The organism is Aquimarina algiphila, from assembly GCF_947494415.1.
GTDB classification, from domain to species: Bacteria; Bacteroidota; Bacteroidia; order Flavobacteriales; family Flavobacteriaceae; genus Aquimarina; species Aquimarina algiphila.
In genome coordinates this window covers 46,210-70,429 of sequence record NZ_CANLVC010000001.1, presented here as the reverse complement: position 1 = coordinate 70,429, position 24,220 = coordinate 46,210, and the positions used below count along the sequence as shown (strand labels likewise).

General features: G+C 32.0%; 17 protein-coding genes. 11 read left to right on the top strand and 6 right to left on the bottom strand.

Annotated elements, in window-relative coordinates:
- Positions 1–3: 3 nt before the first annotated feature.
- The 5 genes from PQF96_RS00270 (at position 4) to PQF96_RS00250 (ending at position 7,175) form a co-directional block, all read left to right on the top strand.
- Positions 4–384 (top strand): hotdog family protein, encoded by a 381-nt coding sequence (locus PQF96_RS00270; protein WP_271764690.1) that lies wholly within the window; start codon positions 4–6, stop codon positions 382–384.
- Positions 385–404: 20 nt separating this feature from the next.
- Positions 405–1,598: a DUF2062 domain-containing protein gene (locus PQF96_RS00265; RefSeq protein WP_271764688.1), complete on the top strand. Its 1,194-nt coding sequence runs from the start codon at positions 405–407 to the stop codon at positions 1,596–1,598.
- Positions 1,591–4,044 carry an MMPL family transporter gene (locus PQF96_RS00260; protein ID WP_271764686.1) on the top strand — a complete coding sequence of 818 codons (2,454 nt, stop codon included), beginning with the start codon at positions 1,591–1,593 and terminating at the stop codon, positions 4,042–4,044. Before PQF96_RS00265 ends, PQF96_RS00260 begins: the two co-directional genes overlap by 8 nt.
- A gap of 171 nt (positions 4,045–4,215) precedes the next feature.
- Entirely contained in the window at positions 4,216–5,877 is a 1,662-nt protein-coding gene (locus PQF96_RS00255; RefSeq protein ID WP_271764685.1) for a C45 family peptidase, read from the top strand.
- Complete coding sequence (locus tag PQF96_RS00250) at positions 5,877–7,175, top strand: phenylacetate--CoA ligase family protein (RefSeq protein WP_271764984.1); 1,299 nt, start codon at positions 5,877–5,879, stop codon at positions 7,173–7,175. Before PQF96_RS00255 ends, PQF96_RS00250 begins: the two co-directional genes overlap by 1 nt.
- Before the next feature lie 259 nt (positions 7,176–7,434).
- On the opposite strand, the gene PQF96_RS00245 is transcribed toward PQF96_RS00250, so the two are convergent.
- Entirely contained in the window at positions 7,435–8,397 is a 963-nt protein-coding gene (locus PQF96_RS00245) for a helix-turn-helix domain-containing protein (protein WP_271764683.1), read from the bottom strand.
- A gap of 339 nt (positions 8,398–8,736) precedes the next feature.
- On the opposite strand from PQF96_RS00245, the gene PQF96_RS00240 reads away from it, so the two are divergent.
- The 3 genes from PQF96_RS00240 (at position 8,737) to PQF96_RS00230 (ending at position 10,819) form a co-directional block, all read left to right on the top strand.
- On the top strand, positions 8,737–9,612 hold the full coding sequence (locus PQF96_RS00240; protein WP_271764681.1) for a pepsin/retropepsin-like aspartic protease family protein: 876 nt from the start codon (positions 8,737–8,739) through the stop codon (positions 9,610–9,612).
- Between the two features lie 25 nt (positions 9,613–9,637).
- The gene (locus PQF96_RS00235; RefSeq protein WP_109438532.1) at positions 9,638–9,973 is read left to right on the top strand and encodes a hypothetical protein; all 336 of its coding nucleotides are present in this window, start codon (positions 9,638–9,640) and stop codon (positions 9,971–9,973) included.
- A gap of 120 nt (positions 9,974–10,093) precedes the next feature.
- On the top strand, positions 10,094–10,819 hold the full coding sequence (locus tag PQF96_RS00230) for a DUF6503 family protein (protein WP_271764678.1): 726 nt from the start codon (positions 10,094–10,096) through the stop codon (positions 10,817–10,819).
- A 158-nt stretch (positions 10,820–10,977) separates the two neighbouring features.
- Here the strand turns inward: PQF96_RS00230 and PQF96_RS00225 are convergent, their stop codons facing one another.
- The 3 genes from PQF96_RS00225 to mnmE all read right to left on the bottom strand — a co-directional run bounded on the left by PQF96_RS00225 (position 10,978) and on the right by mnmE (position 14,743).
- Positions 10,978–12,129 (bottom strand): pyridoxal phosphate-dependent aminotransferase, encoded by a 1,152-nt coding sequence (locus PQF96_RS00225; protein WP_271764676.1) that lies wholly within the window; start codon positions 12,127–12,129, stop codon positions 10,978–10,980.
- A gap of 86 nt (positions 12,130–12,215) precedes the next feature.
- On the bottom strand, positions 12,216–13,232 hold the full coding sequence (locus tag PQF96_RS00220) for a helix-turn-helix domain-containing protein (RefSeq protein WP_271764674.1): 1,017 nt from the start codon (positions 13,230–13,232) through the stop codon (positions 12,216–12,218).
- 119 nt (positions 13,233–13,351) lie between these two features.
- On the bottom strand, positions 13,352–14,743 hold the full coding sequence (gene mnmE / locus PQF96_RS00215; protein ID WP_271764672.1) for a tRNA uridine-5-carboxymethylaminomethyl(34) synthesis GTPase MnmE: 1,392 nt from the start codon (positions 14,741–14,743) through the stop codon (positions 13,352–13,354).
- 314 nt (positions 14,744–15,057) lie between these two features.
- Here mnmE and PQF96_RS00210 point away from each other — a divergent pair, with 314 nt between their 5' ends.
- Together PQF96_RS00210 and PQF96_RS00205 are read left to right on the top strand one after the other, a co-directional pair.
- On the top strand, positions 15,058–16,947 hold the full coding sequence (locus PQF96_RS00210; protein WP_271764670.1) for a trypsin-like peptidase domain-containing protein: 1,890 nt from the start codon (positions 15,058–15,060) through the stop codon (positions 16,945–16,947).
- Between the two features lie 204 nt (positions 16,948–17,151).
- Positions 17,152–17,490, top strand: coding sequence for a DUF4870 domain-containing protein (locus PQF96_RS00205; protein WP_271764668.1), 339 nt, complete (start codon positions 17,152–17,154; stop codon positions 17,488–17,490).
- A gap of 63 nt (positions 17,491–17,553) precedes the next feature.
- Here PQF96_RS00205 and PQF96_RS00200 read toward each other — a convergent pair whose 3' ends face one another.
- Positions 17,554–18,837, bottom strand: coding sequence for an ammonium transporter (locus PQF96_RS00200; protein ID WP_109438549.1), 1,284 nt, complete (start codon positions 18,835–18,837; stop codon positions 17,554–17,556).
- A 45-nt stretch (positions 18,838–18,882) separates the two neighbouring features.
- Complete coding sequence (locus PQF96_RS00195) at positions 18,883–19,221, bottom strand: P-II family nitrogen regulator (RefSeq protein WP_109438550.1); 339 nt, start codon at positions 19,219–19,221, stop codon at positions 18,883–18,885.
- A 495-nt stretch (positions 19,222–19,716) separates the two neighbouring features.
- Between PQF96_RS00195 and gltB the strand changes: the two genes are divergently transcribed.
- Positions 19,717–24,216, top strand: coding sequence for a glutamate synthase large subunit (gene gltB / locus PQF96_RS00190; protein WP_271764666.1), 4,500 nt, complete (start codon positions 19,717–19,719; stop codon positions 24,214–24,216).
- Positions 24,217–24,220: the final 4 nt, after the last annotated feature.

Below are 24,220 nucleotides of genomic sequence, written 5' to 3'. Positions count from 1 at the left end.
ATTATGCTGTTAGATGATTTTTATGAAGTTTTAGATTTACAAAGGAAAGACAACCAAACTCTTATAGCTTCGGTGAAAATTAATAAGGCGCATCACATTTTTGAAGGACATTTTCCTGAAAATCCTGTAACACCTGGTGTTGCAATGCTTCAGATATTAAAAAATTGTCTTGAAACTCATATGGAAGAATCACTTTTTATGCAGCACTTATCTCATGTGAAATTTTTAACTTTAGTAAATCCAAATATTGAAGATATTTTAGATTTCACAATAGAGATTACCCCTCAAGCAGAAGGATTCAAGATAAAAAACTACACTTCTTTTAGAGACGGTCGTTCTGTTTTAAAATGTAATGCTACTTTTGTGAAATATCCAAGACCATAGAGCAAGAGTAAATATATAAGATGCCAGAAGGAACTATTCAATCTAAAATGGAACAGCTAAAATGCTGTGTGATCATTCCGACTTATAACAATGATAAAACTTTAAAACGTATTATTGATGGTATCTTAAACTACACAAAGGATATTATTGTCGTAAATGATGGTTCTACAGACCGTACTTTAGCCATTCTTAATGAATATCCTAATATTGAGCAAATACATAAACCTGAAAATACAGGAAAAGGAACAGCCTTAAAAGCTGGTTTTAAACGCGCTGTATTTTTGGGGTTTGATTATGCTATTACCTTAGATACAGATGGGCAACATTTCCCAAAGGATATTCCATATTTTGTTGATGCTCTTATAGCTTCAGATAATAAAAACATACTGATTATTGGCGATCGTAATATGAATGAAGCCGATGTTTTTGCAAAAAGTGCAAAAGGTAATCGGGTATCTACGTTTTGGATGTATGCAGCCACTGGTTTAAGATTAAATGACTCGCAATCTGGTTTTAGGTTATATCCCATTAAGGAAATGGATGTGATAAAGTTTATGAAATCAACCAAAAAATTTGAATTTGAAATTGAAGCCATTGTCAAATCTTATTGGAGCGGAACAGAGATAAGACATGTACCAATTAATGTTTTATACGATCCTGTGGAGCGTGTGTCACACTTTAGACCTTTTATGGATATTTCTCGTATGGTTATACTGTACACTTGGTTTCTTTTAGTTCGTTTATTCTATATTACACCTCGAAATTTATTTCGTAGATTTAAAAAAAAAGGCATAAAACGATTTTTAGTTGAAGATGTATTTAAACATCAAGATTCACCAAAAAAGAAAGCCTTATCCATTGCTTTAGGAATTTTTATTGGCTTGTCTCCACTTTGGGGTTTTCATACTATAATTGTACTTTTTTTGGCTGTTTTATTTCGACTTAATAAAGTTATAGCTTTTACTTTTTCTAATGTAAGTTTAGCACCTTTGGTTCCTTTTGTTGTATTTTTAAGTTTACAGGTTGGTGATTTGGTACTGGGAACTAATACCAATTATTCTATAGAAGCTATTAGAGAAAATTTTGATGTTGCACAGCACTTAAAAACATATCTTGTTGGTAGCTTCACATTTTCTTCTGTAAGTGCCATAGTATTGGGTTTATTAAGTTATTTATTGCTTTCAATTGCAAACAAAAAAACAGCAAATGGGTAACCTATTCTGGAAGATATATAGATCCATAACTCATAAAAGGATTTATTACGGGATTATTAGCATAGTGTTAATGGGTATTTTGTCATGGATTGCTTCTGGGATAAAATTCGATGAAGATATATCAAAATTAATTCCTGCAAACAAAGAAAATGAGAAGCTACAAAAGGTCTTGAAAAATGTCAACTTCTCGGATAAAATCATTGTAAATATTGGTTTAGAGGACAATGGAGAATTTGAAGACCTGGTTGATTATGCCATAGCATTTACAGATAGTATTTCTAATAATTATAATAAATATATTACTAGTATTAAAGGTAAAATTGAAGAGGAAGATGCTCTAGAAACTATTGATTTTGTCTATAACAATTTACCGTTCTTTTTATCTGAAAGTGATTATGAAACGATAGCGTCTAAAATTGATAAGGATTCGATTGAAACCATTACAAAAGCTAATTATGAAACTCTTGTTTCACCTTCTGGTTTTATTGCCAAAAGTTTTATTGTTAAAGATCCATTAGGAGTATCCTTTATGGGACTAAAACAACTTAACGAGTTAGGCTTGGCGGATGATTTTAAGCTTAAAGACGGTTTTTTGGTTCATAAAGATGAAAAACATATTTTACTTTTTATTTCTCCAAAATTTGACACAGGAAACACTGCTGAAAATCAACCTTTTTCTGATACTATATACCGGTTACAAAAAGACTTAAATAGCGATTATAAAAACAAAGTGAGGAGTACTTATTTTGGAGGTCCGTTAATTGCAGTAGCAAATGCTGAACAAATAAAAACAGACATTCAATTCACTGTGAGTATTGCATTGTCAATTTTACTGCTGCTATTTATATTCTTTTATAAAAAACTAAGTATTCCTCTAATATTATTTGTTCCAACAATATTTGGAGCTTTATTGGCAATCGCTATTCTTAGTCTTATAAGAACCGAAATTTCAGCAATCTCATTAGGTATAGGTGCTGTGCTTTTGGGCGTTACAATAGATTATTCGCTTCATATACTTACACATATTCGAAGTCACGGAACAACAAAATCATTATATACGAGTATTAGTAAACCAATTATAATGAGTAGCCTAACAACGGCTTTAGCATTTTTGTGCTTATTGTTTATAGAGTCTCAGGCATTGCAAGATTTAGGGGTTTTTGCGGCTATCAGTGTTATTGGATCTTCAGTTTTTGCGCTAATTTTTATACCACAAACGTATAAACCTAAAGCAAGTGGAAATAATATTAAATCCACATTTATTGATACTATTGCAAATTATAATTTTAATAAGAATAAAACTTTAATTGTTGTGCTTTGCATTCTTTTGGTTTTAAGTCTCTTTACTTTTAACAAAGTGGTATTTAATAAAGATTTATCGCAACTTAATTATACATCACCAGAGTTAGATAATGCAGAATTACAATTAGATAATTTAATAAATATTTCATCTAAATCTCTTTATATTGTAGCTTTTGGTAATACTATGGAAGCGGTATTACAAACCAATGACGACATTCATCGTAGGTTGTCAAAATTTAAATCTGAAGATGCTGTCTTAGATTTTAATTCTATTGGAGCTTTAGTAAGTTCATCAAAAAGGCAAAACAAGCAAATTCAAGATTGGGAAGATTTCTGGGGCAACAATAAAAAAATAAAACTTAAAGAATACCTAATTGAAAGTGGAAATGCTTTTGGTTTTAAAAGTACCAGTTTTAATGAGTTTTATGAGCTTTTAGATAAGAAATTTAGTTCTCTTAAAATTGTAGATTACTCAAAAATAACCTCTATTCCTATAGATGATTTTATTTCTGTTAATGATGATTTTATTACAGTAACTTCTGTTGTCAAAATTAATAAAGATCAAATTTCCTTAGTTAAAGATGCTTTTAATTCAGATGAAAATATAATAGTCTTTGATAGGCAAAATGTTAATGAGGAGCTATTAGGTGGGTTAAAGAACGAATTTAACAATCTTATTGGATATAGTTTTACCCTTATTGTATTACTTTTATTAACCTTTTACAAAAATATAAAACTTACATTGATTACAATACTTCCGATTCTAGCTACTTGGCTATTAACGCTTGGTTTAATGGGGTTATTTGGACTTGAATTTAATATATTTAGTATTATAATTTCAACATTCATTTTTGGATTAGGTGTTGATTATAGTATTTTTATGACCAACGGTTTATTAAGACAATCACAATATGATATTAAGACTCTAGCTACGTTTAAAGCTTCAGTTATTTTATCTGTTATTACAACATTATTAGGTGTTGGCGTCTTGATATTTGCAAAACATCCTGCGTTAAGCTCTTTGGCTTTAGTTTCCGTAATAGGTATTATATCAGCAATGCTTATATCATTTACAATCCAGCCATTTTTATATAAATTCTTTATTACAAATTCTACAAAAGAGATGACTAATGAGGAAAATTAAAATCGTATCAATATCAAGAAACGGGGTGTTATTAAAAAAAAGTAATGTAAATTATATTCAAAATTTGGTTGAAGATCGAATTGTGATGTGGTGCTTTACAATAATATACGTATGGTAAATCGTCTTAATACATGGTGTGTAAAGCAGTTTCAAGTCCTTAAAAGACTCTTGATGAAGGGGATGGTGATTTGGTTATTTGGTATTGTAATATTTACTTCTTGTGGTATAAAAAAGTCTTTAAATGATCTTCCAGACATTTCGAATTATACTTCCACTATTCCAGAAAAAGTTAATGTCAATGATTCAACATCTTATACTGGCAATAGCTTTCTTACCAAAAATAAACAAGGACTTTGGGAATTGTATGTAGAAGGTGACCCGTTAGAACGAGGATTACTCATAGGAAGTCTTACTAAAGAACTTATGTATAAACAAGAAGCTGTATTTTTTGATAAAATCAGTGAACTTGTGCCTTCAGAAGGTAAACAAAAATTTTTACGAAAGTTTCTTTCCTGGTACAATCGTAAAATGTATAAACATATTACGAACGAGTATAAAAGTGAAATATACGGAGTCTCACAGTATGCATCCACAGATTTTAATAGTATTGCTCCGCCTTATTTACGTTCGTTATATTTACATGGAGCGCATGATATTGGCCATGCATTACAAGATTTAGCTTTAGTAGGGTGTACGTCTTTTGCTGCCTGGGGAAACAAAACAGAAGATGGTAAACTACTTATTGGTCGTAATTTTGACTTTTATGCCGGTGATGCCTTTGCCAAAAATAAAATCATAGCCTTTGTTAATCCAACAACAGGGTACAAATTTGTTTCTGTAACTTGGGGAGGAATGATTGGTGTTGTTTCTGGTATGAATGATCAAGGTTTAACAGTTACCATCAATGCGGGTAAATCTAAAATTCCGTTAGTAGCAAAAACACCGATTTCTATTCTAACGCGGGAAATTTTGCAATATGCATCCAATATAGAGGAAGCCATTGCCATTGCAAAAAAACGTGAAGTATTTGTTTCTGAATCTATTCTTGTTGGAAGTGCAAAAGATAAAAAAGCTATGCTAATTGAAGTATCACCTAAGAATTTTGGTGTTTATGAAGTTGAAAATACAAATCAATTAATTTGTTCTAATCATTTTCAAAGTGATGCTTATGAAGATGATCGAAGAAACAAAAAAACGATCGAAGAAAGCCATACGCAATATAGATTCGAGAGAATGCAAGAACTGTTAACGGAAGCAGATAAAATAAGTCCTACTGAAGCTTTTGCAATTTTAAGAGATAAAAATGGTAAAGGCAACAAAACCATCGGTTATGGTAATGAAAAAGCACTTAACCAATTATTGGCACATCATGGTATTGTGTTTCAACCAGAAGATTTAAAAGTTTGGATCTCTTCTAATCCGTATCAATTGGGTGAGTTTGTAGCTTATGATCTGAATGATGTTTTTAGTAATAGAATGGGAAATCCATCTAAAATTTCAATTTCCAAGGAAAAAGATAATATCGATAAAGATCCTTTTTTACTATCAGAAGATTATCATAATTATGAAAAATATCGAGTACTGGAACGTAAAGTAGAACAAGCTATCGAAGATCAAATAAAACTTGATGCAGAAGATTTAGAGAGGCTTGTAATTTTGAATCCAGAATATTGGAAAGCACACAAACTTGCAGGCGATTATTACTATCAAAATCGGAATTATCCTAAAGCATTAAAGGCCTTCAGTGTGGCATCTACCAAAGAAATTACAACACTTCCTGATGCTCAATATATTTCAAAATATATAAAAAAATCTCAACGAAAATTAAAATGATGATTCCAGATATTGAGAAACAATCTATTTTAAAAATTAAAGCTTTTCAAGAAGAAAAACTTAAAGAAGTTTTGCATTATGTGAATCAGAAATCCCCATTTTATAAACGACTATTCAAATCTCACCATATTTCTATTGCTAACATTAATTCGATTAAAGATTTAACACAAATACCACCAACCACAAAGGATGATTTACAATCATATAATGATGATTTTTTTTGTGTTCCTAAAACTGAAATTATTGATTATGTCACTACGTCAGGGACTTTAGGAGATCCAGTTACTATTGCCTTAACCAATAAAGATTTAGACAGGTTAGCATATAACGAAGCTATTTCGTTTAGATGTTCAGGAGTGACAAAAGAGGATATTTTACAACTAATGACTACTGTTGATAAACGGTTTATGGCAGGTATGGCATATTTTTTAGGAGCCAGACAATTAGGAGCTGGTATTATTCGTGTTGGTGCTGGGACTCCTGAACTTCAATGGGATTCTATATTAAAATTTAAACCAACTTATCTTATTGTTGTGCCTTCGTTTTTATTAAAATTAATCGAGTATGCTAATTTAAACGGAATTGATATTAATACTTCTGGAATCAAAGGAGCAATATGCATTGGAGAGCCTATTAGAAATGATGATTTTTCTTTAAATGTTTTAGGACAGAAAATAAGTGAGTCTTGGGATATTGATATGTACTCAACTTATGCTTCATCCGAAATGCATACAGCGTTTACAGAATGTGAATATCAAAATGGCGGGCATCACCATCCAGAACTAATTATTGTTGAAATTTTGGACGAAGAAAACCAACCAGTAAACAATGGTGATATTGGTGAACTGACTATTACCACCCTCGGTATTGAAGCCATGCCTTTAGTTCGATTTAAAACAGGAGATATGCTAAGAGCACATTATGAACCCTGTAAATGTGGCAGAACTACATTACGTTTGGGGCCAGTAAACGGGCGGAAAAAACAGATGATAAAATACAAAGGGACAACGTTATACCCACCAGCAATACAAAACATAATGAATTATTTTGAAGATGTGGAGAGTTTCATTATAGAAATTTCCCACAATCAAGTTGGTACTGATGAAATTTTAATCAAGCTTGCTAGTAAAGGTTTAATCCCAGATTTACTGCAGCAAATAAAAAATCATTTTAAAGCAAAGCTTAGAGTAACACCACGTATTGAATTTTGTGATAAAGATGATATTGACAAATTAAGATTCCCTAAACTGAGTAGAAAACCTGTTCTGGTGATCGATAAACGTAATTTGGATACATAGATTACGGTATATTCTACAGAGAACAATGGTTCCTCTTCTTTAAACTGGGAGATAATGCCTTTGTAGAACTATATGAGAGTTTAAGATGGGTAACCAAGTTAGCAATTTGGTTTTTAATAATATGATTACTTCTTGATATGATATGTAACAAACCCTTATAAATAAAAGGGTAGGGGAGTTGTAGGTGTACTAATGGACGGAGCTTTTGCTTGCTTTTGGATCTACTTTTCTTCATAAAACTAATTAAATCTAAACGGATTTAGTGATTAACTTTTTTCTTATACTCATTTGGTGTAAAGCCTTCTAAACCTTTAAAAACTCTAAAAAAAGTAGACTTTGATTTAAAACCACATTCTTTAGCGAGTCCAACTAAATCATAGTGAGAAAATTTTTCATTTTGCAGTAGTTGCTTAAATTCACTTACTCTAAGACCATTTATATAATCCTTAAAAACACCTTTATTGGTGATTTTGAAATAGTCTATAAGTTCTTTGGTACTGACTTTAAAAATAGAAGCACAAGAGCTAATGTTTAAACTTGGATCTTTATATAGTTTTTCTTCTTTAAAATAGTATTCCATTAGTTTGTCTAACTCTTTTTTATTCCTAAGTGTGTTTTCATTAATGGAAACATTTTTTGGGAGAAATAATCGTCTAAAAATTGTTAATTCACTTAAGGCGTAAATAAATAGAATATATGTAAGAGGGTATAAATAGAGATATATTCCAATCGAAATTTTATTCACTAAAAGAAAAGCAATAGAGTCATTTGGTACTTCTAATTGTTTAAAAACACTTCTAAGCGCATCCCAAATAGGAATTTGTAATAAAAAAAAGTACAATGAATAAAATAGAATCATTACTTTTTTATATGCTTTTGGAATGAGTTTTTTTCGTGTTTTAGTTTTTAATTCTTTTTTTGTCAAAAAGAAATATGACAAAAAAATGATGAAAATACCTGCTGAGAAAAGATGTGTTATTGTATGATTTGTTCCGGAGAATTTATCAATTAAAAAAAAGCGAAATAGTATCAATGTGATATAGTATACCGCAGGAATTGCTATACATTTTATGATATATCTATAGGTTAATTTTTCGCTATAAGATTTGTAATATAATAAAAGCAGTGAACCTACAAAAATTGGTTTTCCAGGTCCAATTAATAAGAACAATATCAGGTTATCTTGCCAATAACCATAAAATACTTTTTTGAAAAACCACAAACCAAGGGTTAAACATAATAGTGCTAAAATCTTCTTGGTAAGATTTGATGTATCAATCAAATGCAACACAGCTACAACTATAAGTTGTAAACCTAATATAAACTTAATCCCAACAAGTAAATTTTCGATAACTATAATTTTTCTGATTGATAATACAAAAATATTAATATCTAAGCTTTCATATCTAACCTAATAATTTTTGTTGCGAGAAACAGTATCAATATAGTCCCAAAATTTATTCTGATACTTATTTGCTGTCGTATTAATAAAATTTTATAGTGACATTTACTGTTAAGATACGGTTTAATGAATTCTAAATTCAAACTTAAAAAACAATTTATGTATAAAATTACACCACTTACATTCCTATTATTTTTTATTCCTTGTATCTCTTTGGCTCAAGAACACCCTATACATATTATGGAAGAAGGGCATATAGTTGTACAAGTACAACTATCGGATAGTATTATGGGTAATTTTATTCTAGATACAGGAGCAGGTGTTAACGTATTATCTGGTAAAATGTTTAAAAAAATAGCTTCTCAAGCTGTCAAAAAAGGATATTTTACAGGATTCAGACATGATGGTGATCGATTAGATGGTGAGATTTACGAAATTCCATACTTGGCTATTGGAAAAGTTAAACAAACACATTCTATAGTAGGTGTTTATCCACCATTGGATGCTATGGGGATTGACGGCCTCTTATCTTTGAAATTCTTCGAGAATAAGGCATTTTCTATTGACTTTAAGAATCATAAAATTGCTTTTGTAGAAGTAGAAATGGCTAAATCATTAGCAAAGAAGCATACAACAGTTCCAATAGAGTTGTATAAACATACCAATGTGATGTTAGATATTTTTATACCTATTACTTTAAACGACAATACTACTGTTTTAGCAGAATTTGATACTGGTAGCGGTTATGATGCCTACATGTTAAATCCAGGTTATATAGATGATTTAAAGTTAAACAAAACAGAACTGAGCACTCAGAAATATAAAACACAATTATCTGGTGAAGAACGAATAGATTCAATCTATACATTAAATTCAATTTCGGTAGGAAAAGGTAATAAAGAAGTCAAGAAAAATGAGGTTACTGTAATTTTTAGAAAAGGTATGATTTACAATGCACTTATTGGTAGCGGATTGTTTAAAAATAACACAATTACAATTGATATCCCCAATAGAACATTTATTATACAAAAGTGAATTTTAATCACCTAATTGGTAAACCATGACAACAGAATCATTAACATTACAATACTTTAACTCATGGCAAGATGTTGTCAATTTTGATGAAACAGCTACTTGCCTTCATGATCATGTAAAAATAGATCTAGGCTTTTTTAAAACCGATAATAAAATTGAATTTATTGAAATGATGTCAAATAATCCTGTTCCTTGGAAAGATGTGAACCTAATCTTTTCGAAATATACAGAGGATTTTGCCTGTATTATATATGAGGGTATTAATACTCAAAACAATATTAAAATGCGAGTTTCAGAAGCTTTGGAAATTAAAGATGATAAGATTATAGCGATTCATTCAGTGATATCTCAATTGCCTTAACGTAAAAGAACTAAATGACGATGGTAAATTTATTAGAATGGTAATATTTACTATTAGTGAAAACTTTAATAGCATTTGAAGCTATTACGTTACTCAATTATTTAAAAAACAAAAATAAGAATGAAGAGAAATAAAATGTATCATTTGATATTTATGATAGTCCTGATATCTTGTAATGATCTAGAAGAGGCTATCGATGCTTCAGCTATATTGAATAAAAGTATTGCTGCTCATGATAAAAATAAGAACTGGAATACGACTAGTATTGAAATTCAAATACAAGAACCTAGAATTTCCAATCCTAAAAGATATTCAATCTTAAAACTGAATAATAGGAGTGGTACGTTTGAGCTTTCGAGAAACAGGGAAGGGCATATTGTTAAATATAGTATTAATGAAAAAGGGGAGAATTCAGTTTTGCTAGATGATAACGAGGTAATAGATTCATTAGTAATCAAAAAATACAGATTAGATACTAGTCGCAATAGTAATTATAGAAGGTTCTATTCAATGATGTATGGCTTGCCTATGTCCATACCAGAGTATCTAAAGACCATAAATGATGGTGGTGAAGTCATTTTTAACAAAGAAGCTTGTTATAAAATTGTGATTGAATTAAAAGAACCAATTATAACAAAATTTTGGAATGTTTATATCTCCAAAAAGAGTAACTACGTAGTAGGTGTTGAAATTTTTCATGAAGATGATAAAGAAAAAGGGGAAAGGATGTATTTTGAAAATTTGATTGAAATTAATGAAATGAAATTACCCAGGATAAGACACTGGCTCGATTTAAAGAATGATGATTACGGAGGTAGTGATATTATAATTAAAGAAATTAATTAGGAATACCAATAGAGAAAATCTTAGCTTGTGTTTTTTTTTGTAGGGTTTTATTTCACTTAGTATATTGAAAAGTAGAACGGAGAACGTTTATATTTAAAAGGACTCTTAAATACAGAAACAGGTATATTAAAAGAAATAAAATGAAGGGAAAGAAATGGTTATAACCATTTCTTTCCCTTCATTTTATCAAACAAGAAACTAATGTCATTTTCAGATCCCATCGTTACTCGTGCCCAATTTGGTTTGGTTGGCCAACCGCCTGCAAGTAAAACCTTGTTCTTCCACATAAGTTCTTTGTATGCTTTAAAGTTTTTAACATCAAAGTATATAAAGTTGGCTTCACTTTGAATATATTTGAGTCCAAACTTATCTAGTTCTTTATAAAATGTATTCCGTATTTCTATATTGTTATTTCTTGATGTTTCCACGAAGACATCATCTTTTAATGAAGTAATTGCGGATGCAACGCTAAGTGAATTAGGCATATTCCCTGGAAAGCCTAAAGTGAACTTTTTCTCCATTTCTGCTATAAGTGAATCTGGTCCTAACATAAAACCAATTCGTAAACCTGCTAAACCATATATTTTAGAAAAAGTACGAGTAACGAGGACATTTTTTCCTTCAGCAATAAGAGGTGCCATTGATTTACTTCTCCAGGAATTCATATAATGAATGTAGGCTTCATCAATAAGTACAGTAGTCTTATCAGATACAAGCCTACAGAATGATTTTAATTTTTCAGTTTTCACAACAGTTCCAGTAGGATTATTGGGGTTACAGAGCGTTAATAGACTTGTTTCAGAAGTAATTCTAGCTTCCATTTCGGTTAAATTCATTCTGAAATTTGAATCTACTTCAACTGGCGTGACTTTTGCTCCAATCTTTTTGGCAAAAAGACCAACCACATCAAAAGTTGGGCTGGGAACAATTATTTGCTCTCCTTTACTACCAAAATGAGTTGCTGCCCATAGTAAAGGTTCGAAAGATCCATGGCCTAATAGTACATTCTCAGGCTTTAACCCCTCTTGCTTTGCTATTAATTGTTTTAAAGTTTTTGCATCATATTCATAGAAAGTTGCGTATCGATTGCTACGGAATATAACTTGCTTGATTACATGTTCTACATTTTTACTCGGACCAAGGTGATTTTCATTATAAAGTAGCCTTCTTACATCATTTTTTTCGCTATTGTAATCTGTCTCGTAATGGTCTCTATTAATTTCAGAAAAAGCATTCAAAGGGAATAGACTTAAAGCTGCAGATGTTGCCAAAGATTTTTTTAGCCATTGTCTTCTATTTGTTGTATCCATAATTTTAAAGTTTTTCTAAATCAACTAAAAATTAAGTATACTTTCTATCGAATTCATGAATCCGATAGCGATTTCATACTAAGAAATTACTCAGTAACGTTTTTTAATCTGTATTCCGATGGTGTAGATTTTGTATATAACTTGAATGCTACATTAAAAGAAGAAAGGCTATTGAAACCTGAATCTAAAGCAATAGCTAAAATTTTTGTATTTGGATGACTGGTATTTAGTAGTTCTTTTGCCTTTTTTATTCTATATTCATTAATGAAACTCGAAAAATTCTTGTTAGCATGTCTATTTATAATCATTGAAATATCTCTGGAAGATAAATTAAGCCTTGTGGATAATGATGTTAATTTAAAATTAGGATTTAAATAAAGATCATTTTCTTCAATTAACTTTCTTATTTGATTTAGGTATTTCTTACCATCTTCAATAGTAATATTGGAGTTAAGATATTTTTCTTGATAATTGTTATCAAATATTTCTTTTCTATCGAAAGCTAAAAAAAAGACAATAAACATTAAAATAGAGAAGGCAATTATGCCGGCAGAATATACAGGGATTAGTTTAATAAATATTAATCCATAAACCAACCATATTAGACAAAGAGCCAAAACCAATAGAGTATACCATTCTTTTGCTTTTTTGTTAACTACAATGTTTCTTTTCTGTGAAATAAATAGACTTGCTATTACGTAGGAAAATGAATGCACTAAGATGAAACTATAACTTAATTTCCAAAAATTGTTACTGGTATCATTAGGGATATAATCACAAAAGATCACATAAATAAAACTAGGAATAAAATGGAATATTACTGATTTTAATCTAATTTTAGTTTTTATGAAGAGAGAATACCCATAGATATATAATAAAGGACCAACTGCTAAATTCGCGGCTAAGCCAAGATTCTTAATGAAAATAGGTAACTCAATATAATTATAGAAAACAGATTTGGTAATCCTTAAAGTTAACACGATAAGTAATGTTCCTAATATTGTATTCTGGACTTTTTTAGTTTTAAATAAATATATTCCAAAGAAGAGGCTTATTCCAAGCCCGACACCACTTATAATTGCAATTAATAGTTTGATAATCATTTTTTTTATAAAAAAATCGTAAAGATAAATCTACTAGATTATAATAATTGAATTTTTATTTTCTACTTCATTTCATAAAAATTAGACAAAACCCTACCAAAAGAATACCAAGGAGGAATCTATTTCCCAATACAGAAATTAGCAAAAATATTGCCTAATAAATCATCGCTGGTAATTTCTCCTGTGATTTCACCAAAATGATATAAAGCTTGCCTGATATCAATGGCCATTAGATCTCCAGAAAGTCCAGAATCTATACCGTATTGTACTTTTTGAATTTCTTCTAATGCTTTTAATAAAGCATCATAATGTCGAGAGTTCGTAACAATAGTTTCATTATTACGTAAAGCACCTGTATTGACAAAATCTAAAAGCTTATTTTGTAATTCTTCGACCCCGGTATTTTGCTTGGCCGAAAGTAAATGAATATTCTCGATTTCTGAGGTCAAATGGTTGATTTGATTATTCTCTAATTTATCGACTTTATTAGCGACTATGATTAGCGGTTTTTGAGGGTATTTATTCTTTATCTTCCCAATTTCAGTTTTTAATTGCTGAAGACTTTCTGGGTTTAATTGTGAACTATCCACTAAATAGATCACTACTTGTGCTTGTTCAATCTTTTCAAATGTCTTTTTAATACCGATACTCTCTACTACATCTTTGGTATCTCTTATTCCCGCTGTATCTATAAATCTAAAACCGATTCCTCCAATATTAATTTCATCTTCAATAGTGTCACGAGTTGTTCCTGCGATATCAGAAACAATAGCTCTTTCCTCATTGAGTAAAGCATTGAGTAATGTTGACTTACCGACATTAGGCTCTCCTACAATGGCTACAGGAATTCCATTTTTAATAACATTCCCAACGGCAAAAGAATCAATAAGACGTTTTAGGACGTTAGTGATTCTTGAGATAAGATCCTTAAACTGTGTTCGGTCTGCAAATTCTACATCTTCTTCTGCAAAATCTAACTCTAGTTCTATAAGTGATGCAAAATTAAGAAGTTCATCACGTAGTTTTTTAATTTCATTACTAAAACCACCTCGCATTTGTTGCATAGCAATTTGATGAGAAGCTTCAGAATCTGACGCAATGAGATCAGCAACGGCTTCTGCCTGAGATAAATCTAATTTGCCATTAATGAAGGCGCGTAAAGTAAACTCTCCTGGATTTGCAATTCGGCACCCTTTACGCAGTAATAATTGAATGATCTCCTGTTGGATATAGGTAGAACCATGACAAGAAATTTCGATAGTAGGTTCGCCTGTATACGAATTTGTTCCTTTAAAAATAGAAACTAATACTTCATCCAAAATTTTATCTCCATCAATAATATGCCCTAAATGAATAGTATGACTTTTTTGAGAGCTTAATTCTTTTCCACTAATAGAGTGAAACAGAGGAGAACATATCGTAATTGCTTCTTTCCCTGAAACACGTATAATAGCTATAGCCCCCGCTCCAGAAGGAGTAGCTAATGCAACTATGGTATCTTGTGCGATCATATGTTTTACGTATCGAAAAGCAAAAATAGACATTAATAAATGTATTTTAAATTTTGCCTGTCAAAGTTTTTTGAGGAGTTGTTTTTCTTTTCTATCTTGTGAGAGGATATGAAGATGTACTTTGACAGTACTTCTTATTTTATTCGATTCGGAAAATAAAAAGAATAAGAGAAAACCACTGGTTTTCTTTTGATTAAAAAGAGTTGACCAGTTAGTGGAATACAGGTTTGCAGTAGTTAATTTGACCGCAAAAATCTATGTACTAACTAAATTTAATGTCTAACCCATATATTTTTAATCTTAATCTTATTCTTATGAAAAACACAAACTCAATAAATTTTAATAAACCATTTTTCTTGCATAAGCTGGGTGTTCTGGTTTGCATGATTTTTATGCTCTCACCCTTAATAAATTGGGCGCAAACAGATGAACTCCCCAGACATTATGAACCCTACAATATGAGAATACAATCAGAGGGTGTTCAAAGTAAAAGCAGTTCTCAGGTTATTACACGAACTATTTCAGAAAAAGGGGCAACCTGGTTACGTTTATTTTTAAAGGATGTAAATCTTGGAAAAAATAGTACACTTAGTATTACTTCTGCATTAGATGGTGCTACACAAACATTAACATCAACGACCATTAAAGATTGGAAAAATACAACGGCTTATTTTAATGGAGATGAGATTACATTGAAGCTAACAGTAGCTCCCGGAGAAAAGTCGATTGGTTTCAATATTGTAGAAGTAGGAGTAGGGGAAAATGACCCTGGAGCAAAATCTCAATGTGGATCTGCAGATGATAGAGTAGATTCTAATGATGATGCAATTGGACGAATAGTTCCTATTGGTTGTACAGGATGGATTATCACCAATGGTAGATTAGTTACTGCAGGACATTGTGTTAGTAGTAGAGCGCAGCTTATCGAATTTAATGTGCCAAAATCTAATCCAGATCGTACTATTGTACATCCAGGTCCAGAGGATCAATACCCTATAGGTAATTTTGTTACTAATTATGTTAGAGGTAGGCCAGAAACAGATTGGGCCGTATTTATGGCTAGCGCAAATTCTCAAACGGGACAGACTCCTATTCAGGCACAAGGAAAATCATTTAATGTTGTACAGAGTAATCCTGGTAATACTATTACAATTACCGGATTTGGTACAGATACAGGTATAGATAATCAGACACAGCAAATTCATACAGGTCCGTTATCTTCTGTAAATAATACCTTTGTAAGGTATAGAACTGATACCACCGGTGGTAATTCGGGAAGTCCAATAATTGATGCAGCAACAGGAAACGCAGTTGGTGTTCATGCTTATGGAGGATGTACAGGATCCGGAGGTTCTAATTTTGGAGAAAGAGCTACAATACCTGATTTTTGGGATGCTATGGGGTTAGGAGGAACTACTCCTCCAGGAGGTTGTACTACCATAGATTTTGATGATTTTCAAATTAACTCATTCTCAAATCAAGATAGTTCGGGTAACTTTTCAGTGCAAAATAACGGAGCATCGTTGTCATTGCAGAATAATACATGGAAGTATATTGCTTTAAACTATAATGTAACAGCAAATACAGTACTCGAATTTGAATTTAGTGGTTCATCTCAAGGTGAAATTCATGGAATTGGTTTTGAAAATGATAATTCGCTAACTTCTTCAAGGTACTTTAGAGTTTATGGTACACAAAACTATGGAGTTGGTAATTTTGATAATTATCCAGGTTCGGGAACCAGAACGTACCAAATTCCGGTAGGTAATTTTTATACAGGGAGTATGGATAGATTGGTGTTTATTAATGATAATGATGCCGGAAGCGGAAATACATCTATATTCAGTAATGTAAAAGTGTATGAAGGATCTTGCGGACAATCGGCTACAGCAGAAAATTTAATTGCCGAATTAGAATCTGCTACCCCGATACTTGGAGATGAGAACGAAGGAAGTTTATCAGGATTAAAATTATCACCTAATCCAGCTCAGGATGTTTTTACATTGTATGTTAATGAATACGCCAAAGGAAGAATTAATGCTACAATATATACTATTTTAGGAAGTGAAAAAGCTCAAATAGAACTACAACCCGGTGTTAATACCGTTTCGACACGTAGCTTATCCTTAGGAGTAGGTATTTATTTAGTTAAAATTGATGGGAGTGATGGAGAATCTAAAACTCAAAAATTGATTGTTAATTAAACATAATTTATTATAGACATTAAATTAGTAGTTACTAAACACCTCGACCTTTCTCGAGGTGTTTTTTTTATTAAAAGATATAGTGATATAATTTTTGATAAACTAACTGTAACAAAATGCTATTTTTTTCGTCATATCAATATAAGTTGCTAATATTTTTAGCAATTACTACATCATCAATCAACCAAAAAAAACAAAAGAACCATGAGAGACGACAAATCAGTATTAGTCATTACACATTTATCACAATTATTAGACCTTGTTACGGGGTTTGGAGGGTTTATAGTACCTCTTATATTATGGTTAACTCAACGAGAAAGGGTACTAGCTATGGATGAGCACGGGAAATCAATTATGAATTTTCAGATAAGCATGTTTATCTACGCACTTATTTGTATTCCACTAACATTTTTGTTTGGACTTGGAGCTTTAGGACTGGCAGTAATTGGAGTATTATGTTTTATATTTCCTATTATTAATGCTGTAAAGGCTGATAAAGGAGAACGCCCATCTTATCCATTTTCAATACAAATTATTAAATAATAAAAAAAGCGGATGATGTATTAAAATCATCCGCTTTTTTTAATTACTTTTTTTTTGATTCAATTAATCTCTGCCATAAACATTTACTCCATGTTCATGAACATCTAATCCATCAATTTCTTCTTTTTCAGAAACTCGTAATCCTATAGTTTTCTTTAAGATGAATAATACAATAAAACTAGCTAACACAGCCCATCCTATCATGGATAATGAACCCAAAGTTTGAACACCTAATTGCTTAAATCCTCCTCCATATAATAATCCTCCGGCAAACTCATCTCCTGGTATAGCAAATACACCTACTAATACAGTTCCTAAGAAACCACAAACACCGTGTACAGATATTGCTCCCACCGGGTCATCAATTTTTAACTTTTTATCAATAAATTCTATAGATAATACCACTACGATTCCAGAAATTAATCCAATAGCAAGTGCTCCCCATGCGTTAACATTACCACAACCTGCAGTAATACCTACCAAACCAGCTAGGGCTCCGTTAAGTGTCATAGAGATGTCTGGTTTACCGTACTTGATCCAGGTAAAGAACAATGCAGTAATAGCTCCCAAAGCAGCTGCTAAGTTGGTATTGATAATAACACTACCGACAGCTACAGAATTAGAGCCACCAAAAGCTAATTGAGAACCTCCATTAAATCCAAACCATCCTAACCATAGAATGAATACACCAAGTGCACCTAATACCAAGTTATGTCCTTGAACAACGTTAACCTTACCGTCTGCATATTTTCCAATTCTTGGTCCAACTAATTTTGCAGCAACCAGTCCAGCAAATCCACCTACAGCATGTACGATTGTTGATCCGGCAAAATCAATAAAACCAAGGTTGTTAAGCCAAGCTTTATCATCAAAAGGCCATAACCAACTACCCGATATAGGATAAATAATGGTGGTTAGAATAGCTGAGAAAATTAAATATGTCGAAAATTTTGTTCTTCCTGCTATTGCTCCTGAAACTATGGTTGCGGCAGTTGCACAGAATACGGTTTGAAAAAATAAGTTATGCCAATCTTCTTTATTAAAAAAAGCTAAATCTGAAGGATCTCTCATGAAACCTCCAAGGATAGTATCTCCACCATACATGATAGAATATCCAACTACCCAAAACATTAAAGAACCAATGGCAAGATCCATAAAATTCTTCATTATTATATTACCAGCGTTTTTAGATCTGGTAAACCCCGTTTCAACTAAGGTAAACCCAGCTTGCATAAAGAATACCAAAATAGCAGCAATGATAATCCATAATATGCCAAGGTCAGCATTGATTCCTTCAACTGCGGCTTCTACTGCTTTTTGAACCTCTTGTTGTTGTATATCGTTCATAAAATTTTATTTTAATTTTTAAGTTGATTATTTTTAAAAGTAAAATTAGGATAAGGTTACCCCACCTTTTTCCGAAGTACGAATCCTGTAGGCTTCATTAACTTCAGAAACAAAGATTTTTCCATCTCCAACTTCTCCGGTTTTTGCCGCTTCTAATATGGTAGCTATTGTTATTTCTTCAAAGTCATCATTTACTATAATAGATAAATATCGTCTCTGGATATCGGTGGTACTATAAGATACACCTCTATAAACGCTTCCTTTTTGCTCGTTTCCTACACCAGTTACATCCCAATAAGAGAAGAATGTGACCCCTTTATCATGAAGAGCTTCTTTTACAACTCTGTATTTGGATCTTCTGATGATTGCTTCTATTTTCTTCATAAAGAATAAAAGTTAAAATTAATGTTAAATCTTTTTCAAAAATATGTGAATTTATTTTTTACATCCAAATTTTGTGGGGTAAACACGTAATTTTTATCATTTTATGATATTTACCCCCTAAAAAATTAGGGGTATGTATTTTTTTTGAAAAAAAATAGTGATTTGATACCTTGCTGAAAATGATTTTTTACGAAAACGTTTTCATTGTAATTTATTGATAATTAGGTGAGTATGATTTTTTGTAAAACATTGTTTTTATTGGTTTTTCACAAAAAACGCATTATCAAATTCGTAATAAGAAGTCCTTATTTTGTGATTATTTTATCCAATATGGTCTTTTTTTAGTGAGCTCAAAAAAGTGAAGCCGAATGATTCCTTTTTCTTTTCCGTTCCTTAATGATTTGTTAATTTCATCAACTTGAAACATTGTAATCATCTCAATTTTGTAATGGATACTAAATTAATGATGAATTCATAATTAGATCGGAAAACAGTATGAAGAAACAAGGAATGTATTTACCAGAATTTGAGCACGACGCATGTGGTGCAGGATTCATATGCAGTTTAGAAGGAAAAAAGTCAAATGATATTATTCATAAAGCATTAGAGATTCTTGAAAAATTAGAACATCGAGGTGCGGTAAGTGCTGATGGAAAAACTGGAGACGGAGCGGGTATATTGATTGATATTCCTCATGACTTTTTTGTAGAGCATTGTGATTTTGAATTGCCTCAAGCAGGGGAATATGCAGTAAGTAATGTTTTTCTTCCTAAAAAAGAAAACCAACGACAATTCTGCATCGATACATTTGAGAAAAATATAGCAGATCAAGGATTAGTATTATTAGGTTGGAGAGATGTGCCTGTTGATCATATTCATTTGGGTGAGATTGCAGCAACAACAGAACCTTATATTAAACAATTATTTATAGGTAAAGAAAAAAAGGACCAGAGCTATTTTGATTTTAACTTAAAACTATTTACTGCCAGAAAAATTACTGAACATACTATATATAGTTCTAGACTTTCTGAAAATAAATTCTTTTATCTACCAAGTTTATCTACCAAGACTTTAATATTTAAAGGATTATTAATGCCAGAAGATATTAAGTTGTACTATACGGATCTTATGGATCCAAAAGTAGTAACAAGATTAGCTTTGGTACATCAACGATTCTCAACTAATACTTTTCCTACTTGGGATCTAGCACAACCTTTCAGGTATATGTGCCATAATGGAGAGATCAATACGTTAAGGGGTAATGTTACCAGAATGCGTTCTAGAGAGGAATTATTAAAGAGCGATTGGTTTGGTGAAGACATCAAAAAAATACTTCCTGTAGTATTAAAAGGTAAATCAGATTCAGCTTCTATGGATATGGTGGTAGAATTGTTATTAATGACAGGAAGATCACTTCCAGAAGTCATGATGATGATGGTACCAGAAGCGTGGGAGAAAAATAAAGAAATGTCTGAGGCCAAGAAAGCCTTTTATGAATATAACTCTTGTGCAATGGAACCATGGGATGGTCCTGCTTCGATTCCATTTACCGATGGTAATTATATTGGAGCAGTACTGGATAGAAATGGATTGAGACCCTCTCGTTATAGTGTAACTAAGGATGGTTATGTAATCATGTCTTCAGAAACAGGGGTTGTTGATCTGGAACCAGGTAATATTGAGTATCATGGTAGATTAGAGCCAGGTAAAATGTTCCTGGTTAATATGGGCGAAGGAAGAATTGTTAATGATGAAGAGATTAAAGAAGAAATTGCATCGAAACATCCATATAGAGAATGGTTAGATAATAACCTGGTACACCTTAAGGATATTCCTTATAATGATTGTCCTTTGTTTTTGGGAGAAGAAACTATTGCCAAACGTAAAGGAGTATTTGGATATACGCAAGAAGATATCGATACGATTATTGCTCCAATGGGGCAGTTAGGTAAAGAACCAATAGGTTCTATGGGGTCTGATACGCCAATTGCTGTACTTTCTGAACGTCCTCAATTAATTTATAATTATTTCAAGCAATTATTTGCTCAAGTAACGAATCCTCCATTAGATGGGATTCGTGAAGAAATGATTACTGATATTAGCTTGACTTTAGGATCCGATCATAATATATTTAATATAGATGAGAAACACTGTAATAAACTAAAAATTCAGAACCCTGTAATATCCAAAGAGGATCTTGACAAAATAAAAACATATACAGAAAAAGGATTTAAAGTAACTTCTATACCTATGTTATATAACATTAATAGAGGGTTAAATGGTCTGGAAGATGCGCTTGAAGCATTGCTTAAGAATGTGTCAGAGGTAATTGATGATGGCACTAATGTAGTGATACTATCCGATAGAAATGTAAGTAAACATAGAGCTCCAATTCCAGCCTTACTTGCTTGCTCCTATGTAAATAGTGGTCTACAAAAATTAGGGAAACGATCAAAAGTTAGTATAATTATAGAATCTGCAGAACCTAGAGAAGTACATCATTTTGCATTGTTGTTTGGATATGGAGCAAGTGCTATCAATCCATATATGGTAAATGAGATTATTGGAGAACAAATTAAAGAAAACAATATTTCAGGGCTTACTTTTGAGGAAGCGATATACAACTATAATAAAGCAGTTGGCAAAGGAATATTGAAAGTGATGAATAAGATTGGAATTTCTACTTTGAATTCGTATAGAAGTTCACAATTGTTTGAGTGTATAGGGATTAACACCAAAGTGGTAAATCAATATTTTCCAAATACAGCAACACGTATTGAAGGTATAGGTTTGTATGAGATAGAGAAAGAGATCTCAAAGCGCCATAAAAGAGCATATGTAGAACATGAAGTGGCAGCAGATTTAGATTTAGAAATAGGAGGGCAATATAGATGGAGACGTAACGGAGAGAAACATCAATTTAACCCACTGTCGGTGGCAAAATTACAAAAATCTGTTCGTGACAATGATTCTAAAACATATAAAGAATATGCAACATTAATAAATGAGCAGTCTAAAAGTTTAATGACAATTCGTGGTCTGTTAGAATTTTCTAATTATGATCCAATTTCGATAGATGAGGTAGAACCTTGGACAGAAATTGTAAAACGTTTTAAAACGGGAGCAATGTCATATGGATCAATTAGTAAGGAGGCTCATGAGAATCTAGCCATTGCAATGAACCGTATCGGAGGAAAAAGTAACTCTGGAGAAGGAGGAGAAAACCCGTTACGTTTTTATAAAGATGTAAATGGAGACTGGAAAAATAGTGCAATTAAACAAGTTGCTTCTGGACGATTTGGTGTATCATCAAATTATTTGACAAACGCGGCAGAAATTCAAATTAAAATGGCTCAGGGAGCTAAGCCGGGAGAAGGAGGTCAATTACCAGGACCAAAGGTAAATCCAGAAATAGCCAAAACGCGTAATTCTACACCATATGTAGGTTTGATTTCACCACCACCACATCATGATATATATTCTATTGAAGATTTATCACAACTAATTTATGACCTAAAATCGGCTAATAGAGATGCTAGAATAAATGTGAAATTAGTTTCAGAAGTAGGTGTTGGTACCGTAGCGGCTGGTGTGGCTAAAGCCAAAGCTGATGTAGTATTAATCTCTGGATTTGATGGAGGAACCGGAGCATCACCTTTAACTTCTTTAAAACATGCAGGATTACCATGGGAACTTGGTATTGCAGAAGCACAACAGACATTGGTTGGGAATAATTTGCGTAGCCGTATTGTACTCGAATGTGATGGACAATTAAAAACAGGACGCGATGTTGCTGTAGCATGTTTGTTGGGAGCAGAAGAATTTGGTTTTGCAACAGCTCCGTTAGTTGCTTCTGGATGTGTAATGATGAGGGTATGTCATTTAAATACGTGTCCTGTTGGAATAGCAACTCAAAATCCAGAATTGCGTAAAAAATTCAAGGGCAAGCCAGAACATGTAGTTAATTATATGTATTTCGTAGCTCAGGAATTACGTGAGATTATGGCACAGCTTGGTTTCCGCACGATAGATGAAATGGTAGGGCAGGTTAGCAAGTTAAATCATAACAAGGCAATAGAACATTATAAAGCAGCTGGAATTGACCTTACTCCAATTCTACATCAGGTAGATGCACCCGAAGGCGTAAAAATTTATAATACAGAAGGACAAGATCATGGTCTTGGAAAATCTATAGATTTCGAAATTATAGAACAGGCTCATCAAGCGCTTTTCCGTAAAGAAAGAATCACTCTCGATTTTGATATTTGTAATACAGATAGAGCAGTAGGTGCTATTTTAAGTAATGAGATTTCTAAAATATATGGAGCTCAGGGATTACCAGATAACACCTTAAAATTAAATTTTACTGGTGCTGCCGGACAAAGCTTTGGAGCTTTTGCTACCAAGGGGTTAACTATGATTGTTAATGGAAATACTAATGACTATTTGGGGAAAGGGCTTTCTGGAGCTAAATTGATTATTAAAGTCCCCGAAGAAGCTACTATTACCCCAGAAAATAATGTGATTACGGGTAATGTAACATTATATGGAGCTACAGATGGAGAGGTGTACATTAATGGAAAAGCAGGAGAAAGATTCTGTGTTCGTAATTCTGGAGCCAAAGCTGTGGTAGAAGGAATTGGAGATCATGGATGTGAATATATGACTGGTGGTGTAGCAGTAATTCTGGGAGAAGTAGGTAGAAACTTTGGAGCAGGTATGTCTGGAGGTATTGCTTATATCTATGATGACAAAAAGACGTTTGAAGCACATTGTAATAAAGAATCTCTTAATCTAGATCCTGTTATAGAACAAAAGGATATTGATGAACTAAAAACGTTAATTGAAAATCATTATAATGCTACTTTAAGCCCGTTGGCACAGAGAATACTTGAAAATTGGGAAAAAGAATTACCAAAATTTATCAAGATTTTCCCAGAGGAATATAAGCAAGCGTTAAAACGATTAGAAGAAGAAAAACTAGCACAAGCATAAAACG

Coding starts and splice junctions, on each gene's coding strand:
- PQF96_RS00270 (WP_271764690.1), top strand. CDS start 4: ATGCTGTTAGATGATTTTTATGAAGTTTTAGATTTACAAAGGAAAGAC.
- PQF96_RS00265 (WP_271764688.1), top strand. CDS start 405: ATGCCAGAAGGAACTATTCAATCTAAAATGGAACAGCTAAAATGCTGT.
- PQF96_RS00260 (WP_271764686.1), top strand. CDS start 1,591: ATGGGTAACCTATTCTGGAAGATATATAGATCCATAACTCATAAAAGG.
- PQF96_RS00255 (WP_271764685.1), top strand. CDS start 4,216: ATGAAGGGGATGGTGATTTGGTTATTTGGTATTGTAATATTTACTTCT.
- PQF96_RS00250 (WP_271764984.1), top strand. CDS start 5,877: ATGATTCCAGATATTGAGAAACAATCTATTTTAAAAATTAAAGCTTTT.
- PQF96_RS00240 (WP_271764681.1), top strand. CDS start 8,737: ATGTATAAAATTACACCACTTACATTCCTATTATTTTTTATTCCTTGT.
- PQF96_RS00235 (WP_109438532.1), top strand. CDS start 9,638: ATGACAACAGAATCATTAACATTACAATACTTTAACTCATGGCAAGAT.
- PQF96_RS00230 (WP_271764678.1), top strand. CDS start 10,094: ATGAAGAGAAATAAAATGTATCATTTGATATTTATGATAGTCCTGATA.
- PQF96_RS00225 (WP_271764676.1), bottom strand. CDS start 12,129: ATGGATACAACAAATAGAAGACAATGGCTAAAAAAATCTTTGGCAACA.
- PQF96_RS00220 (WP_271764674.1), bottom strand. CDS start 13,232: ATGATTATCAAACTATTAATTGCAATTATAAGTGGTGTCGGGCTTGGA.
- mnmE (WP_271764672.1), bottom strand. CDS start 14,743: ATGATCGCACAAGATACCATAGTTGCATTAGCTACTCCTTCTGGAGCG.
- PQF96_RS00210 (WP_271764670.1), top strand. CDS start 15,058: ATGAAAAACACAAACTCAATAAATTTTAATAAACCATTTTTCTTGCAT.
- PQF96_RS00205 (WP_271764668.1), top strand. CDS start 17,152: ATGAGAGACGACAAATCAGTATTAGTCATTACACATTTATCACAATTA.
- PQF96_RS00200 (WP_109438549.1), bottom strand. CDS start 18,837: ATGAACGATATACAACAACAAGAGGTTCAAAAAGCAGTAGAAGCCGCA.
- PQF96_RS00195 (WP_109438550.1), bottom strand. CDS start 19,221: ATGAAGAAAATAGAAGCAATCATCAGAAGATCCAAATACAGAGTTGTA.
- gltB (WP_271764666.1), top strand. CDS start 19,717: ATGAAGAAACAAGGAATGTATTTACCAGAATTTGAGCACGACGCATGT.